The following is a 17708-nucleotide window of genomic DNA, read 5'->3' as shown; positions in this document are numbered from 1 at the left end:
GAGTTGTAGTTAGTTTAAGTGGTATTAGTGGTTTTTGGAATAAATCAGTCGATACAAATGTAAAAAATTACCTTATATGAAAAAAAACTTAATTTTGCAGCCAAATTAAAATAGAAACAACCCGATGATTATCCCATTTTTTAAAAAAATACAGAACACACCCAAAGGGTATAGAATAGCCAATACTGTATTTTTTTTCGTTTCAGGATTTGGATATTCTTCCTGGGCATCCCGAATTCCTGATATTAAGACACAATTAAATTTAACCGAAGCCCAATTTGGAGCTGTCTTATTTGCTTTCCCGATTGGATTGATGTTTACGATGCCTTTTACCGGAAAGCTGTTGAATAAATACAGCAGCAGATTTTGTATGGTTTTGGGAGCAGTATTATTTAATATTATGGTAGCATTGCCCGGGTTTGCAGCTTTTGTATGGCAATTGATACTTATACTTTTGATATTTGGAGCTTCCAGAAATATTTTTAATCTATCGATAAATGCTCAGGCTCTTGAAGTCCAGAAACTGTATCCTAAATCAATTGTGACCCGTTTTCATGCTGTTTGGAGTCTGGCAGGATTTGCCGGGGCAGGTTTAGGGTATGTGATGGTAACACAGCATATAGCACCGTCTTATCATTTACTTGGAATAAGTGTTGCGATGATGGCAATAACAGCTTGTTTTTATCCGATGGCGATTCTTACCGAACCGATACCGCAGGAAAAAAGGAGATTCCTCACATTGCCTGATAAAAACATGATTAAGTTTGCCTTAATTTGTTTTGTTTCGATGGCATGCGAAAATACTATGTACGACTGGAGCGGAATCTACTTTCAGAATATATTGCACGCTTCTCCAAAGATGACAACTGCAGCATTTGTATTTTTTATGACAGCTGTAACTTTAGGTCGCTTTTTAGGTGATTCTGCAGTAATGAGATTTGGAGTTAAGCAAATCCTTTTTTACAGCGGAGTCTTAATTACTATTGGATTTTTCATTTGTTTTATAATGCCTTATGTCTACCCAACAATCTTTGGTTATGTTTTAATTGGAGTAGGAGTTTCCTGTGTGGTGCCTTTAGTTTTTAGCATTGCCGCAAGATCATCAAAATTAAGCAATGGTTCAGCTTTGACTTCTATTTCAACGATTGGATATTTAGGCTTTTTGTTAGTTCCGCCAATGGTGGGTTTTATCTCTGAATTTCTAAGTATGAAATGGGCTTTTTTGGTAATGGCTTTATTAGGCGGGCTTATGATAATGATGGTGAATAAGATTGGGGCTGACGAGTAGCTTTTTTGTTTTTGTAAAGTCACAGAGGTGCTAAGTTTTTTAATAAAATTATTTCTTGCATCTCTGTGACTCGTGAGAGATTTACTTCTTCACCATAATAAACCTTTCGGTAGTCACTTTTCCCTCCAACTTTCCTGTAACTTCAGCAGTTAGAGTATTATTAGAACCTTTAGTATATGTAATCTTTTGAGGATAATCATGTTGTGGGTTTTCGAAAATCAATTTGTTTTCGGTTTCATTAGTAGAAGTAAAAGCCACAGGTTTGTTGTCGTTTTGACCTTTTACAGTGGCAAAGTAGGTTAGTGTTTCTCCTTTTTGTGCCAAAACAATGTTCTCCAAATGTATGGTATCTTTTCCTTTTATTAAATAGGATGCTGCACTAAAAGTACTGTCGTTTAGTTTTTGCCAGTTTTCAGTCAGAATGCCATCCGGAGAAGTATTTTCCCAATTTCCGATCAGCCAGTCGGCTATTTTGATTTTATCTTTTTCGGCAGCATCTTTTTTCTGACAAGAAACAACGGCTGCTAAAACTGCTAAAAGAGTAATTTTCTGAAACATATATTTGAATATTTAGTGTTTATATTGAAGTACTAAAATATAAAAAATAGAATTATAAAATTGGATAATTAAATAATTAGAGATTGTTAATTGTCGCTTCTAACTCATAACTTAACACTTAGCCACAAAGAATAGCATAAACCAATTCTTTAGTAGGTTTTTGATCTTTTAGTTTCGTTCTGACGTCATCAAAAGTTACTTTAAAATCACAGCCCAATTTATAATCGCCACAGCCATATGCGGTTTTACCTTTCAGAATCGTTCCTTTTTTACATTTCGGACATATTAGTGTATCTGATGTTGTATCTGAATTTGCTTTTGCTGCTGTTTTTTTAGTTTCTAATTTAAGTTTAAAATTTTCTTCAAAACGAATCAGGCCTTCGACTGTACCTTCATCGGTTTTAAAGTCTTTTAAATTTACCGTAGAACCTTTTTGAACTAATCGTAAATATTGGCCCTCTGATATTTTTTTACCCGCAAAAACATTGGGTAATAAAAAATCACAGCCAGACTTATATTCGCTGCATCCAAAAGCCGATTTTCCTTTTATGAGATTTCCTTTTTTACATTTCGGACAAGTTTCCGCCAAAATACCTGCAGCTTTCTTTTTCTCAACTTTAGGAACCTGTTTTTGAATATTTCCTGCATGCGAAATATTGGCGTGCGTGGTTTCGCTGCGTACTTCATATACCAAAGCTTCAACCATGCGTTTCATGTTTTTAATAAATGCAGCAGCGGTAAAAGTACCTTTTTCAATATCTTTCAGTTGCTTTTCCCAGGAACCCGTAAGTTCAGCCGATTTTATTAATTCATTCTGAATCGTATCAATCAGCTGAATGCCTGTTGGTGTTGGCAATACCTGTTTTTTGTTTCGAACAATGTACTGACGTTTAAAAAGCGTTTCAATAATATTCGCCCGTGTTGACGGACGACCAATACCGTTTTCTTTCATCAATTCGCGTAAATCCTCATCATCAATCTGTTTGCCCGCAGTTTCCATAGCACGTAACAAAGTAGCTTCCGTAAATTGATTCGGTGGTTTGGTTTCTTTTTCTAAAAAAGAAGGTTCGTGCGGACCTTTTTCTCCCACAACAAAACCTGGTAATAAATCAGCTTCTTTTTCTTTTGCGTTTGGGTCTTCGAAAACAACACGAAATCCTTTTTTCAGGATTTCTTTTCCGGTGGTTTTGAACATTACATCGGCTGCTTTTCCAATTACTGTTGTATTGGCAACCAAACAATCGTCATAAAAAACAGCAATAAAACGTTTTACAATAATATCATATACTTGTTGCTGATTGTATGGCAAATTGCTCTGTACGCCAGTTGGAATAATCGCATGGTGATCGGTTACTTTTTTATCGTTGAAAACCTTAGGTGATTTTTTTATTTTCTTTTCTAAAATTGGCTCTGTCAGTGGTGCATAATCCGTCAATTTCTGCAGTATTCCCGGTACTTTCGGATAAATATCGCTTGGTAAAAACGTAGTATCGACTCTTGGATATGTAACAACTTTTTGTTCGTATAAACTTTGTGCTATTTTAAGCGTTTCATCTGCCGAAAATCCAAATTTTGTATTGCAATATACTTGTAAACCTGTTAAGTCAAATAGTTTTGGTGCAAACTCATTTCCGTTCTTTTTTTCAACAGAAACAATTTCAAACTCACTTTCTTTAACTTTATTGGCTAAAATTTCACCGTCTTCCTTTTTCAGAAATCGGCCTTCTTCATAACTAAAAAGTGTTTCTCTGTATAAAGTCTGTAATTCCCAGTAGGGCTGGGGCTTAAAATTTTCTATTTCTTTAAAACGGTCAACAACCATGGCTAACGTTGGTGTCTGTACACGTCCGATAGACAAAACCTGTTTGTAGCCGCCATGTTTTACGGTATACAACCGTGTGGCATTCATGCCTAATAACCAATCGCCAATAGCCCTTGAAAATCCTGCGTAGAATAAATTATCGTAATTGGCAGATGGTTTCAGGTTTTCAAAACCTTCTTTAATGGCTTCGGTGGTTAGGGACGAAATCCATAAGCGCTGTACTTCGCCTTTATAACTGGCTTCATTCATTACCCAACGCTGGATCAATTCTCCTTCCTGCCCGGCATCCCCGCAGTTGATCACCACTGTAGCCTTGTCAAATAAGTCTTTTATGATTTTAAATTGCTTTTCAATACCTGAATTCTGCACCACTTTGGTTTCAAATTTTTCAGGAAGCATGGGCAGGTTGTTCAGGTCCCAGCTTTTCCAATGCGGTTTATAATCGTTAGGCTCTTTCAAAGTACATAAATGCCCAAAAGTGTAAGTCACGGCATAACCGTTGCCTTCATAATAACCATCGTGCTTGGTATTGGCTCCCAAAACGGATGCAATTTCACGTGCTACACTTGGTTTTTCGGCAATACAGACCTTCATTTTTCTCTTTGTAATTTGAAAGCGAAATTAGGGATTTAGAATTTGGTATTGAAATTTTTTGTGGATTTGCCGCCAAGGCTCCTGACACAAAGTTTTTCCTTGCTATTATTTCATTTAAACTTAGCGACTTGGCGCCTTTGCATGAAAATTTTGTATTTACATTAAAAGCTTTTATATCACGAAAGGCGCGAAAGCGCAAAGTTTTTTTGCTTAGCAACTTAGTGACTAAAAAAAGAAAGCATCGTTTTCAATGAATCTTTAGAGTGCATTTTTTCGCCGTTTTCTAAAGATTCCTGTGCTGCTTTTGATGCTCTTTCACGCATATTTGATTCATAAAAAGAAATAGCTTCCTGAACCGTTTTATATTTATCAGATGTTAGACATTCACTTAATTCCAAAGCATCAAGCATAGCCATATTGGCACCTTCTCCTGCAAAAGGAGGCATTACGTGTGCGGCATCACCAATCATTGTTACATTGGGCAAAGTTTCCCAGGTTTGATCTAAAGGCATGCAATAAATCGGACGTGGAATAAAAGGTACTGAAACATTTTCGAATAATTCGTACCAAATGCTGCTCCATTCAGGATATTCTTTTTTGAACCATTCCAGCATTTGTGTTTTATCAGCATAATTCAATTCGTTGGTTAAAGTCCAATTTTCATTTGCTTTAAAACTCGCGTAAAAACCAAGGGCGCCACCACCTTTTTGTCCCATTAATATGTTTTTTGTATTTCCGAACGCCATTATTTTACCGCCATTTAGTAATGAATCCATATAAGGTGCTGCTTTTTTGGATTCGTAAATATTGCCTTCAAGCATTGTTATGCCTGAATAGAATGGTTTGATGTCTGTAATGTAAGGCCGGATTTTAGAATTGGCACCATCAGAACCAATTACAATGTCTGCGTAAGCATATGAGCCATTTTTGAAATGCAGTAACCAGCCTCCATTTTGTTTTTCCATCGAAATAAAATGACTGTTCCATATTACTGTTTCGGGCAACAAGGATTCCAGCAATATTTTTCGCAGTACACCACGATCAATTTCAGGACGAAAATGTTCATTGCCAAAATCTTGTTCAGAATTAGTTTCATGGTCACTGAAAAAAATAGTGCCATTTTCGTCCAGGATCATCATTTTGTCTGCGCCGGGCATAAAATTATTTTTAAATTCTTCAAATAAATTGGCTTTATGAATAGCAGCTAAACCTGATTCATCGTGTAAATCTAAAGGAGAACCTTGTACTCGTGCATTTTTATTCAAATCTCTTTCGTACACTTTTACATTTACGCTTTGCAATTGTAAAAGTCTGGCTAAAGTAAGTCCGCCCGGACCGCCGCCGATGATGGCAACTTGTTTGTTTTCTGGTAACATTCCGTATAGTTTTTAAATACGGTTCAAAATTATTGTTGTTTCAGGACGGATAATAGTATAAATCGGTCATCTTTATTTTTTAGCAATTCGCTGGGTACAACGCCTGAAAATTTTCTGATCTCTTTTATGAAATGGGTTTGATCAGTGAAGTTTAGTTCCGGGAAAAGTTTTCCTTTTGCAATATGCTTCAATGATGCTTTAAAACGTAAAATTTTGCAGAATGCATTTAACGAAAGTCCGAATTGCTTGTTGAAATAGCGGTTGATCTGTCTGCTGCTCCAGGTTATTTTTTCTGAAAGTGCTTCTACTTTTATTTCGCCGTTTGAAGCGTAAATCAAATCGAAAAGTTTGCGCTTTCTTTCGTCAATTTCAGTGGGTAAAAGGTCTTGCGTTTTTTGTGTTATTTTTTTATGAAATCTATCAAAATCTTTCAAATCATCGATAGTAAAATCCCAAAAATCTACTGGTAAGTTTTTTGCGCTGTTTAAAATATCAGCAATAGAAGTTTGCAAAATATATTCAGCTCCCAGTGGTTTAAAACTGACTTTAAAGGCAAGTGTGTGTGGCGGAATAATTCTTTCTTCCGGTACTGTTTCCAAACCAATAAGTGTAACATGAAAGGAGTCTGATTCAGACTGCATAAAAAACAAATCAACTCTTCCATCAGGCATCAGAACCACTTCTTTTGCTCTGTCTGACTGATTATGAAACATCCCGATATTTTCTATAAAGTCAGCTAGCAGCTTATCCGGGAGGATGAATTTGTAATAAAAGTCATTATTCATGTTTTTGATTGATTTTTGCTGTTACAAATGTTAAATCCTGCAATAACAATGTCAAATTTATATCAAAAAAAGGAAGTTTATACTTCCATATTTCAATCAAAAATATGATTTGAAGTTAATCTTTTAATATCCATTAAGTTATGGTAGTAATGTCGTAACAAAAAGCAGTGGTTGTATTATAAATTATTATTGGCGCTCGTTTGTAACGAGCGCCAATAATAATAAATTTACAATACAGGAACCCAGCCATTGAATATTTTAGAAACAGTATATTCTTTCACTTGTGTATCTGTGATCTTATGTGCCCATTTTACTCTTGAATCCATATTACCGCCCAATCCTGTGGATTTATATTCGCCATAAAAAGTGGTTGATTCGGCTTCCGGTTTGCTCCAGTTATGCCATCCCTCCGGTTTGATATGATTGGCCATGTCGCAATTTATAAAAACTGTTTTTGCATAATTACCCCATGGACGGCCCAAATAATAAGTTGCCTTGCCCGAATCTGTGATTAAAAAACAATTAAGAAAGACATACCCAAATTTACTGGACTGACTGGTACTTGCGGCTGTGATGTAGGTGCCGCCTTTTTTGGCAAAAATTTGACATTGGTCAAAAATCGCTGTCGATGCGCCAAAAATAAAATCGGTGGCTCCCGCAATGTAACATTTGTAGTAATATTGTCGGCTGGTGTCTGTTCGTGTGTATAAGGTGTCCTGGAATCCTAAAAAATTACAATTGTTAAAAATGGCTTTGTCGCCATCTACACGAACTGCTACTGCCTGTCCAACATTGCCCGAACTGTTTTCAAATGTAACCGAATTGGCTTTGAAATTACTCCCCGCAATAACAAAACTTGCCGATCCGCTTGTGCCTATTGCTGTTCCCGAACTATTGAGTTTAGACGCATAATCGTTATAGGTGATAATCACGCCATTTTTGCTTTCGCCCACAATGGTGACATTGATTTTGTCTTTTGGCAGTACCAATTTCTCCTTATATCTTCCGTTTTTTATAAAAATTTTTGTTTCGGCAGTATTGTTTGCGGTTACAGCAGTAAACGCTTGCTGGATTGTTTTATAATCTCCTGTACCATTGAGATCTACAACCAGGTTGTATCCAGCCATTTTTTGTGTCGATATGCTGGTTTTGATATTTGACTCCGGCGCTTCTACATCTGATTCCAATGTTGGATTTGTACACGCAACAACTGCGGTTGCCAGAATACACTGGGTTATTGTAATAAATTTTGATTTCATAATCGGTTAAGTTTGGTTAATTGGTTAGTAATGATTGTTTAAAAAAAAATAAATTTAACGTTTTTTTTGTAATTGTAATATTTTTCTTCTTCTTATTTTGAATTATCCGTATATTCGCTCCGCTTAATTAACCATAACTAATAATGAATATAAAACAAGCCACTACTATAGATGAAGTTATCCAGTTATTGGATGAAATAATTGAAATATCAAAACTGGAACAAAGCGCTATAGGTTTGTTTACAATATTATACCGTGAAGTTACCCTGAGAATAAAAGAAGGAATCGGTAATGGTTCTTTTCAAAACGGGGAGCGAATGGAAAAACTCGATGTTATTTTTGCTAATCGGTATTTAAAAGCCTATTATCAATATAAAGCCAAAGAAAAACCATCCGGATGTTGGGAATTCTCCTTTCAGCAGGCCGAAACTTTCTGGCCAATAGTAGCTCAGCACTTATTGCTTGGAATTAATGCACATGTGAACCTGGATTTAGGAATAGCATCAGCCCAGGTCAGTACAGTAGAAAACATAGGGGACTTAAAATCTGATTTTGACCAAATAAACACCATTCTTAGCAATCTGGTAGCAAGTGTAGAAACATGCTTAATCAAAATTTGGCCAACGCTCACGATTATACTAAAATTATCAGGCAAAATAGACAACTTCTTTATCGACTTTAGCATGAAAACCGCCAGAGACGGTGCCTGGAAATTTGCCAATGAATTTGTAGCACTTCCGGAAAACCAAATAGAAGCCTGTATACAGTTAAGAGATGAAAGAATCACAGAAATAGCCCGATTAGTTTCAAACCCGGGATATTTTGTTAGTGCCATTTTCAAGTTCATTCGCTTATTCGAAAAAGGAACTGTTGCTCAAAAAATAATCGATTTGAAAATAATTCAGGAAAAAAAGATTGAGTGTGCTGTTATATGATTTCAAAAAATAACACAAATAAAAATGGCGAAGTTTGTTTGTCACTGCGAAGTTGAGAAACTTCGCAGAGCAATTGCAACTTTTACAAAGAACACTCGCAGAGCATTAAAATATATCTATAATTTCAATATAACATTGTTCTTACCAGCATATTCCTTTATTTCATTTTTATAAATTGCTTTTGCTGTTTCAAAGTTTTTTAAAGAAATTTTTGCTTTTTCTATTTCTTCACCGCTAATGTCTTCGCCCATTATGAGTTTATACATTTTATCAAATAAAGCTAGCAAGACAATTTCTGTTTTTTTTATAGATTCTAAATATTTTATGCCGGTATTGTAAATTTCTTCGTTATTATCATTTTTAAATCTATTTTTCAAAATTGACAAGCCTTCATTATTATTGTTTTTTATATTAATTGTAAGTATTTTGATACTATCAAATTTTATTAGATTTGATTTTTGCTGAGACGAATCAAAATTGAATCTTTTAATAAATTCATTCCTTTTATTAAAATCTTTAACTACATTTTCAACAACATCAAGAACAATAGCTATTTTTTCTTCTTTTAGCTCTTTATCGTTTTTCTGTGCACTGCAAATAGGAGTAATCAATAATAAGATTATAAGACTGGATACTTTTAAAAATTTCTTCATATTTTTTTGGGGTTTTAAATTACGTTGGATTATTCAATAACTTGTCATAACGTTCCGCGACTTGGCGAAGCGACTATAAAATTATCACTAATTATTCCAAGCACAAAGTTTTTTTTTCTCAAATTCTAAAGAATTCGTGATGTGGACTACTATGTGCGCCAAACGACTGCTAGCGGTAGTTTTACTTAATTAGATTATGTAAAGGACTACTTATTATCTTCAAAAAAACTTTTTAAATCCTGCTCAGAGTTTTTAAATAGGTTCACATATTTAAGGTGAATAGTTTCGATTGAATTTCTAATTCTTTTAATAAATCTTCTTTTGTTGCCATGGTTTTATATTTTTAGAATTTTCCAGGTAAAATTACCCGGTTATAAAATTCTTTAATATCGTATGAATAACTATAGTTAATTGAAAGTTTCCCTTTTATTATAGTAAGTTGTTGAAAATTTGATGTTTCAATTAACATTTTTCTCAATCGATCGCGCGGATTTGCTGTTATTTAGTTTATAAATAAAGTGTAATACTTTAAAATAAAATTTATAGCTGAATTATTTCCTAAACCGGTATAATATCCCATGAATAAAGCATAAAAAAAACCACAAACAGAAGTTTGTGGTTTTTTGTACTTATAAATTTTTGCAGTACATTAGAAGATAAAGTAGCTTGCTATTTGGCTATTTTAATTTTAGACGTAAGTTGTAATCTTCCATAATTTCATTAACATGCTCCTGTTTGATTTGTTTTCTGTTTAAACCCTGCAGGCTTCCTACATATCCTGTAAAAACATGGCTAATATAAAGAGGCGAAAGATTCGATTTATGAGACGTGTTATGACAGGAGAAGCAATTAACAATATTATCAACTGTATTCGCATGTATAGACGATGGTTTTCCAAATCCTGCCTGAACATAGGTTTCCATGGTAATATTGTAGGCTGCAATGGAGCCTCTTGTCAATTTCCCTGGTGTAGATTCTGAAAGAGTACCACTTAACGAGTCTAATAAAGCAGCTTGTGCCGGAGTACCATTGTATCCTTCTGTATTAATCCATAATGAACCGTTGTAAAAATAATTATTCCAAATACCTTTCAACTGTGACTTAACACTCTGGTTAATAATCCGAATATTGTTGAAATTCTGCGAACCATTTTGACTTGTTTTCATATAAAGCTGAACGTTAAATGAACCTTTCATTGCTTTTTCTACAGGGACACCATATTTATAAACAGAAAAGACATCTGTATAAATCCCGTTTTTTGAAGTTATATTCGTAACCGTTGCAGTGCTGCTTTTATTAAAAAAAGGATAATCAACTGTACTCGTCACCGGCGCATCAGTAGTTGGTGTAGCTTTTGACCAGTCGTAAGCAGGTGCAAGATTTTCATGTTCAAAAGTAGCCCATACAAATTCGGGATGATTCTCTACAACTCCAACTACATGCATTCCTAAAAGTGCCACTTTTGTTTTTACTCCATTGATTACTCCCTGAGTAATAAAATAAGAAGAAGGATCTTTAAGAACGCTTGCATCAATCCAGGAGGTTTTAAGTTCTAATGATCCTACAGGAAAAGTGATGTCTTTCACTTTAGAAGGGTCATTTTTTGCTATTGGACCATATTTTAGCATTGTTGTGTACATAAGTTTGTCCATAAATATAGAATAATAGACCGTAGTAGATTTAGGAACACCCGATGGATAATTAGGTGTTTTTAAAATATCAGAAGTAGAACTTGCCTGAGCAGTATCTGTCAAAACAATCCCATTACCGGGATCTAATCTTTGACCTGTTGAATTCACCTGAATCAGATTGGTCATAAAAAATGGCACTCCATTGACCTCATTGGTGAGCCAAAGAAATTTTTGCCAGGACCATTGATGAAAATCACAATTAGTTACTGTTGCATTGTTGGCAAATACGCTTGTTGGTCCTTCATTTGGCGGAGGAGTCCGGCGGGTGTTGTTTACGATCGTAAACCAATCAGCAGGAGCTAAACACTCAGAAGCAGCGGCACTTTTTTTTATAGTTGTATAATTGGATTTTTCTCCTCCTGATTCCTTTTTACAGGCACAGAATGAGATTAGCGTGATTAAAAGTAATACCTTTTTTGTAGTTTTCATATTGGGTTTCTTTGGTTAATTTTTGTATTCATCTCTTTTGAAGACTTGAAAGTAAGCAATTAAGAAACTGACTTCTGAAAAAATGTCTTAAGCCTTCCATATTTAGGTATAAAGACAAGAAAAATGGGTATAAATAAAATAGTATGACCTGTTGGGTGTAATTGATTGAAAATCTTATTGGTTATAAAAAAATAGATCAAAAAAATATAAATTTGGATAAAAACATTCTTTATATTTTTAGAAATTAATGTCAGGTTTAGTGTGCTGTGCGAAGTCTCCCGACTTCGTACCCGCTCCAATATTCCATTGCAGTTTTTCAAATTTAATACTCATTGTATCTTATGAAGTTATTCAAATTTAGCACATCAACAATAGGAATTTCAGCTTTTTCTATTTTTACTAAACCTGTATCAGAAATGTAATTACTGGCACTCGAATAAATATAATGTGATGCTTTTTCGACAATACCGGCACGAACAGGATTTAGATGTATATAATCTAACTTTGACCACATAAATTTGGTACTGTAAATCTCTTCGGGATGATTGCCATATTGCCAAAACTGATAATTTTTGTTCCTGGAATGACTTTCGGTGGCTAATTTAAAACGTTCCAACATCCATTCTCTTTGGCTCTCCGGATCAGATTTAATTTTTTCTATAATTTTTGCAGCAGTAAATTTTTTAAAATCCCGCAATAAATCCGACAATTCTCCATCGCTGGATTGAACAATCATATGTATATGATTACTCATAATTACATAGCCATACAAAATCATTGATTTGTTTTTGATACAATAATCTAAAGATTCTACAACTATGTCTCTGTAATTTTTTCTAGTAAAAATATCTACCCAATCAACAACGGTCGCCGTTATAAAATGTGGTAAAGTTTGGCTTCTTATCTTATATCCTTCTTGCACAACTTTTTTATCAAATATACAGATTTTTATTACAAATAATCATTTTTACACATAGTTCTTTGCTTATAGGAACGGGTACGAAGTCGGGAGACTTCGCAGTGATCGCGATGATGGGAACACTTCGGAGAGTAAATCTAGAGACATTTTCCAGCATTTTAGACATAGTAAGTAATCAAGGAGCAGGGTGTTAAACGCCACAGTGGTTTGAATTTATTTGAAATAAAATGGTTTTATTGACGCTGTGCATTCTATGATAAAAAACAACAAAAAGTACTAAAAAATTACGATGCAAATTTATAGGTATTTATATATGGAGTTTCCCTTGCTATAACAGCAAAGACCCTGCTTATAAGTTTGCATCTGATATTATTTAAAACCAACATTGAGTTTTTGCCTTCCACTTTTTTCTTATTGTAATATTCCTTTAATTGTGGATCATATTTTAATGTTGTCATAGCGCACATTTGCAATAGTGACTTCATTTTTTTATCAGCCATATGATTCACTCTGGTCCTTCCTTTTACACTGGAACCAGAGCTATGTTCAAAAGGGGCAACACCAGAGTAACAGGCAAATTGCCTCCAGTTTTTAAACGCTGTAAATCCTTTTGTTGCAATAATCAAATACACGCTGGTTTGTTCTCCGAGCCCGGGAATTGATCTGATAAGTTGGATTTGTTTGGTTAATTGATCGTTTGATTTAATTATTTCTTTAATTCTCGACTCAATTTTATTGATCGAATTTTTAATAGATTTAGCCAGAGCCTGGTTAATTTGAGATACTTCCCTGAAAATTATTTTATCTGTAAAATCTTTATTTTCTTTTGTAGCTTGTATAAGCAATAAGGCTTTTAGCATTTTTTCTCTTTCGGTATAAAGAATTTTTAGTTTTTGAATCTCTATGCCTGTTAAAGTAAATAGTTTTAATTTATCTATGTTTCTGTAACTGTAATAAGAAATATCCCTGGCATCAATTTTATCATTTTTTCCTCTTGAAATTCCTTTTGATTTTTTTATTTCAATCGCAGGAACAATCCATAAATCCAGATTGAGTTTTACTGAAGCACTTGATATATGATTGGTATAAATACCTGTGTTTTCACAACAAAAAAGAATATATTCTTTATTAACCTGCCTGCTCATATTTTTGATAAAAACAGAAATGTTTTTGATATTATTTTCTATGCTAAAATGCTCTGACCTAAGAGTTGAAGCATCAAGAATATTAATATCTAATTTAGCTTTTGATACATCAATGCCGACATAAAATGAATACTTTTTCATAACTTTGAATTTAAGATAAACAAAAATGTTGAACTTCTTTAGAGCCTTTATTAGACCGCTATGTCTATCATTCTATTTGAAGCAATTCAACGGGATTCAAGGGGAAGGCAGAGGACTAATGCACAGCATAGTTCTTAACTAGCGGAGTCGAAAGTTCACCTCTGCTTTCCTTTGAATAAATTTAAAGCTTTTTATCAAATCCAAAGTAAAGGCGAAGTCTCCTGACTTCGTACCCGCATGCTATACCAGTTCTGCATTTCTCGTTCCAATAAAAATCTTATTTGAAGTAAAATACTTGCCGAGTAGCAATTGCTTATTGGAACGGGTATGAAGTCGGGAGACTTCGCACAGCAACCTATGACATTTAAGAAGAACACTTCGCACAGCTGGGGTATTATTTATTAATTTTTTGTTTGTAAGTACTTCAATGATTTTACAACATTAGGAATGTTGTCGACTTGCGATTCCGTCCAAAAATATTTTGCAGGATAATCTGTATTATTCATTATGACAGAGAAAATCTGTGTCTTATTTATGATTTCAAACTTTAACATCATTTCTTTACAATTGAAAATATATTTTACAGTTTTCTTTTTCCCAGCTGCATCTTTCAGATTTGGAATTACATAGTTTTCAAACCATATTACTAAATCAGAGATTTCATCTAAACCTATCCAGGCAGTTTCTTTTGCCCAAATGTTACTCATGCCTTGTTGACCAATTATAAATCGACTTTCTACTTGCATTCCATTCATTTTGTTATTGCTTTTTAAATCAATAATTTGACAAGGATAAAACTCTGCAGACTCTCCTAGTCCAGACTTGAAGCTAGCTTTTTCCGTTTCATCCATATTGATTTGAACATATGAAGATCGTTCTATGAATTGTGAAGGTTCGGAAAGTTTAGTTTGGGCGTTTGAAAAACAAGAAAATAGTGTAAGGAAAAGTAAAAATCTCATAAATTATAGTTTTAAAATTAATAATAGAATAATGAATAATAATGAATTAATAAGTTAGGTGAGCAATATTCTTTGCTTATAACGTTCTGCAACTTGGCGATGTAGCGAGGCTCTTGCTAGCGGTGGTTGACTTTTTCTATGGGAATTAAGGCAAAATTATATTTATTACCAGAATCAATACTTGCGTTGAGTTTTTTTACATCTTCTATGTTGTCTGTACTTCCAGTAATAATGCCTTCTGGAGCATTTTTTAGCAACAATATAGTTTCTTCCGTAAGTTCAATACGTTTAGTGCTAATTGTTGTTGTGATAGCGATATCTTTGACAAATGCAGTAGGAAAATGCTCTTCAACTTCTTTTATGAAAAGTCCCTGTATTTCTTCAGGAAAATAAGTTAAAAAATCTTTAGCATTTAGAGTCTTATTTGTATCATCTAAAAATGCGCGATCGATATTTTTTAAAACAGTATATCTGTCTCCATAAGCAATGTGTTTTAAAGTAAATTTAGACAAATGCTTATGTAATTTATTTGTTTGGAGTTGGCTATTTTTTTCAGTCGAAAAACCTAGAAATGTGTGATAAAAATAATATGCTAAATCTTCTTTAGATGGCGAAAAGGAATCGTCATAAACAAAAAATCTATAGTTTGTTACAGCTTTGCTTTTTTCATTATAATGAACTGTAAAGCCAATTTTATAAAGTGCCTTGTCCGAAGAAAGAAAAATATCTTTAATTAACTGTACATTCGTTCCTGCCATAGAAAAAGCATCTGATTTTTCAGCTTTGATTACAATTACACATTTTAAATTGGATACCATACATTCAATAACAACTAATAGACCATCAGGAATATTTGCATTTTTATGTGCTGTTGCAGCTTTGTCAGCAATATCTTGTGAAGTTTTTAAAAAAGCGCCATCATTAGAATTCCAAAGTGGCTTTTGAATTGTGAAAAAATTTGATGTATCTGCAAGATCTGCAAGATGCAGTTCAAAAAATTTAGACTTGTGATTTAAGCAAGATCCGATTCTATCGTGTAGCGTTTTTAAACCTTCACTGCCCAATTTTGCAAACTCTGTGCAATCGTCAGCATACGGTTCCGTTACAGTTTTAGATTTTGCAAATATTTTGTGTATTGTTACTCGTTTTATTTGTAGATTTTCAAATTTCATTTTAGAGGATGTATTGATGTTTGGTTGATTTGAATTAACGATTTTCCGTATTCCATTGATGACACTTTTTCTAAAATAGTGTCATTGATATGTTGTGTAATCATAAATATTAAATAAGCTAAATTTTGTTCAGGCTCAAGAGTTAACAAAATCCAGCTATATTTATCAAAATCACTTATAAATTCCGGATAAAGAATAATTGATAGTTCATTATGTTTTTCCAGTTTTAATTTATCTATACAAACGACAATTCCGCGATTTAATATAACTGAAATGTTTGGTAATGATTTCCAATTGTTTGTATCTTCATAGATTTTCATAATTTCTGCCTCGTTGTAAGTTTTGTCAAAATCTATTGAGAATGTAAAACAAAAAAGAGGGTTTCTAAATGAATTGTTAGTCAGCGATTCTGAAACTTTTATGAAATTCGATCCAGTTGACATCACATCTGATGGAATCGAGTAACGTTTCAAGACTTCTCTATTTCTTGTAATAGATTTTATTGCAGCAGTTAACTTAGATTGTGACCAGGTTTTTTTTACCTCGCCACTTCCAAATATTGCTTCGAAAGGAAAAAATTCGGTTCCATCTAGTGATTTAATTAAGCTTTTAGTATAGAAACTTTCTGCTAGCAAAATATCTTGCTGGTAACTAATATTTGTTGTTTTGTCTACTATGTAACCATGTGTAACCGAAACTCTTTCAGGAAGAAGTTCTTTTAAAAGTATACGGACTGAGCCTTCTACCTGTTCACCAGCCGAATCGATATTAGTATTGTCCAATAAGATATTGGAAATATCGCCTGCTAGCTGAAGTTGGCTGACATAAGTTTTATAAACCTTGTTGAGTTCAAAACGTACGTTAGGAATGCTTTTTCCCATATCCAAGAAAGTTTATTATTAATTTATGGTTGCATATCCTTGCAAATGGTTAGCGCAGATTTGCTATTACTTGTTACTAATTAAACAAGCTTGTTTGAGAAGATGTTATATTTTTAATTGTTGTTGTCTTTGTAATAATTTCTTTTACAGTTTCGTGAATATTGTTGTCTGAGATAATTGTAATATCTTTTTGTTCGTCAATAAGCTCTCTGTTTAAATCAAACATTGGATTATTTTTATCGAAATTTTGGTCATACATTATAGCACGAGGAATGTTATATTCTTTTGCGTAACCCATTGCTAAACGCGCTCCACTATCAAGTTTTCTTCCAAGGATTTTCCATTTTTCAGCCGAATTCTGTGCATAACTCGCAGCCAAAACGATTGTATCACAAAACAAAGCTTGTAACCGATCACGTTCTTTATAGCGAGTGCTTAATTCCATTGGACTTTTAAAATCATTACCGTACTCTGTTACAAGCAGCCCTCCTTCTTCTACAATTTGAAATGCCAAAGATTTATTTTTTGTGGGTAAAATATTATTTAGGGGACTTGGTAAGATTGCAACTGTATTTCCATTAGAATCTAATGCTTGTTGATGTGAAATACTATCGCAACCAAAAGCCAAACCGCTTACTATTGTTGCACCATTTTTAACAAAATCAGCGACAATCTTTCTTTCTCTTTCTTCTATATCTCCGTCTGGGTTCAAAAGTCCAATTACAGAAATATTTTTGTTTTCAATACTTAGTAAATCTATATTGCCCTTGTAATAAAGAAAAATAGGTCTCTCACTATCTTTTACATTTCCTCTATACTGTGGAAAATTTGGGTCTCCTAAAGCAACAAAACCATCACAACAATCTTTAAATTTTTCTAGAAGTTTAACTTCAAAACTTTTTTTTAGGTTTTCAAATTCTTCAGAAGTGGTTAGTTCACCTTTAATTGTTTTGTTTAGTAAGGAAACAATAATATCAACGCTTTCGTTTCCTTTTAGATTTTTCACTATCCAAGCATTGCCAATTCCTTTGTATGATTTAGCAGTCAGTATATTGAGTGTGTTTTTTGTATATTTCATTGTTTTTAAATTATTATAAAGTT

15 protein-coding genes are annotated in these 17708 nt (G+C 33.6%); 2 read left to right on the top strand and 13 right to left on the bottom strand.

The window, feature by feature from the left end; genetic code table 11:
- Positions 1–124: 124 nt before the first annotated feature.
- Positions 125–1288 carry an MFS transporter gene (locus ACEN92_RS05220; protein ID WP_495641312.1) on the top strand — a complete coding sequence of 388 codons (1164 nt, stop codon included), beginning with the start codon at positions 125–127 and terminating at the stop codon, positions 1286–1288.
- 81 nt (positions 1289–1369) lie between these two features.
- On the opposite strand, the gene ACEN92_RS05215 is transcribed toward ACEN92_RS05220, so the two are convergent.
- From ACEN92_RS05215 to ACEN92_RS05195, 5 genes are all read right to left on the bottom strand, one after another.
- Positions 1370–1846: a DUF6265 family protein gene (locus tag ACEN92_RS05215; protein ID WP_495641311.1), complete on the bottom strand. Its 477-nt coding sequence runs from the start codon at positions 1844–1846 to the stop codon at positions 1370–1372.
- Between the two features lie 118 nt (positions 1847–1964).
- The gene (locus ACEN92_RS05210) at positions 1965–4262 is read right to left on the bottom strand and encodes a DNA topoisomerase 3 (RefSeq protein ID WP_495641310.1); all 2298 of its coding nucleotides are present in this window, start codon (positions 4260–4262) and stop codon (positions 1965–1967) included.
- A 218-nt stretch (positions 4263–4480) separates the two neighbouring features.
- Positions 4481–5638: an FAD-dependent oxidoreductase gene (locus tag ACEN92_RS05205; protein WP_495641309.1), complete on the bottom strand. Its 1158-nt coding sequence runs from the start codon at positions 5636–5638 to the stop codon at positions 4481–4483.
- Positions 5639–5667: 29 nt separating this feature from the next.
- Positions 5668–6423: a helix-turn-helix domain-containing protein gene (locus ACEN92_RS05200; RefSeq protein WP_495641308.1), complete on the bottom strand. Its 756-nt coding sequence runs from the start codon at positions 6421–6423 to the stop codon at positions 5668–5670.
- A 227-nt stretch (positions 6424–6650) separates the two neighbouring features.
- Positions 6651–7682: a pectinesterase family protein gene (locus ACEN92_RS05195; protein WP_495641307.1), complete on the bottom strand. Its 1032-nt coding sequence runs from the start codon at positions 7680–7682 to the stop codon at positions 6651–6653.
- A 143-nt stretch (positions 7683–7825) separates the two neighbouring features.
- Here ACEN92_RS05195 and ACEN92_RS05190 point away from each other — a divergent pair, with 143 nt between their 5' ends.
- On the top strand, positions 7826–8617 hold the full coding sequence (locus ACEN92_RS05190) for a DUF5995 family protein (protein ID WP_495641306.1): 792 nt from the start codon (positions 7826–7828) through the stop codon (positions 8615–8617).
- 116 nt (positions 8618–8733) lie between these two features.
- Here the strand turns inward: ACEN92_RS05190 and ACEN92_RS05185 are convergent, their stop codons facing one another.
- From ACEN92_RS05185 to ACEN92_RS05150, 8 genes are all read right to left on the bottom strand, one after another.
- On the bottom strand, positions 8734–9270 hold the full coding sequence (locus tag ACEN92_RS05185) for a hypothetical protein (RefSeq protein WP_495641305.1): 537 nt from the start codon (positions 9268–9270) through the stop codon (positions 8734–8736).
- Between the two features lie 677 nt (positions 9271–9947).
- Positions 9948–11390, bottom strand: a complete 1443-nt coding sequence (locus ACEN92_RS05180) for a hypothetical protein (protein WP_495641304.1) — start codon at positions 11388–11390, stop codon at positions 9948–9950.
- A 322-nt stretch (positions 11391–11712) separates the two neighbouring features.
- The gene (locus ACEN92_RS05175) at positions 11713–12312 is read right to left on the bottom strand and encodes an REP-associated tyrosine transposase (protein ID WP_495641303.1); all 600 of its coding nucleotides are present in this window, start codon (positions 12310–12312) and stop codon (positions 11713–11715) included.
- A gap of 281 nt (positions 12313–12593) precedes the next feature.
- Positions 12594–13595 (bottom strand): IS110 family transposase, encoded by a 1002-nt coding sequence (locus tag ACEN92_RS05170; RefSeq protein WP_495638805.1) that lies wholly within the window; start codon positions 13593–13595, stop codon positions 12594–12596.
- 401 nt (positions 13596–13996) lie between these two features.
- The gene (locus tag ACEN92_RS05165; protein WP_495641302.1) at positions 13997–14554 is read right to left on the bottom strand and encodes a hypothetical protein; all 558 of its coding nucleotides are present in this window, start codon (positions 14552–14554) and stop codon (positions 13997–13999) included.
- A gap of 116 nt (positions 14555–14670) precedes the next feature.
- A complete protein-coding gene (locus tag ACEN92_RS05160; RefSeq protein WP_495641301.1) occupies positions 14671–15726 on the bottom strand; it encodes a nucleoid-associated protein in 1056 nt (351 codons plus the stop codon).
- A complete protein-coding gene (locus ACEN92_RS05155) occupies positions 15723–16607 on the bottom strand; it encodes a DUF6602 domain-containing protein (RefSeq protein WP_495641300.1) in 885 nt (294 codons plus the stop codon). Before ACEN92_RS05155 ends, ACEN92_RS05160 begins: the two co-directional genes overlap by 4 nt.
- A gap of 76 nt (positions 16608–16683) precedes the next feature.
- On the bottom strand, positions 16684–17685 hold the full coding sequence (locus ACEN92_RS05150) for a DNA-processing protein DprA (RefSeq protein WP_495641299.1): 1002 nt from the start codon (positions 17683–17685) through the stop codon (positions 16684–16686).
- Between the last annotated feature and the right edge of the window lie 23 nt (positions 17686–17708).

This window comes from Flavobacterium sp. Flavsp81 (assembly GCF_059491325.1).
The sequence above is the reverse complement of the archived record's forward strand: the minus strand, read 5'-3'. Positions and strand labels throughout refer to the sequence as shown.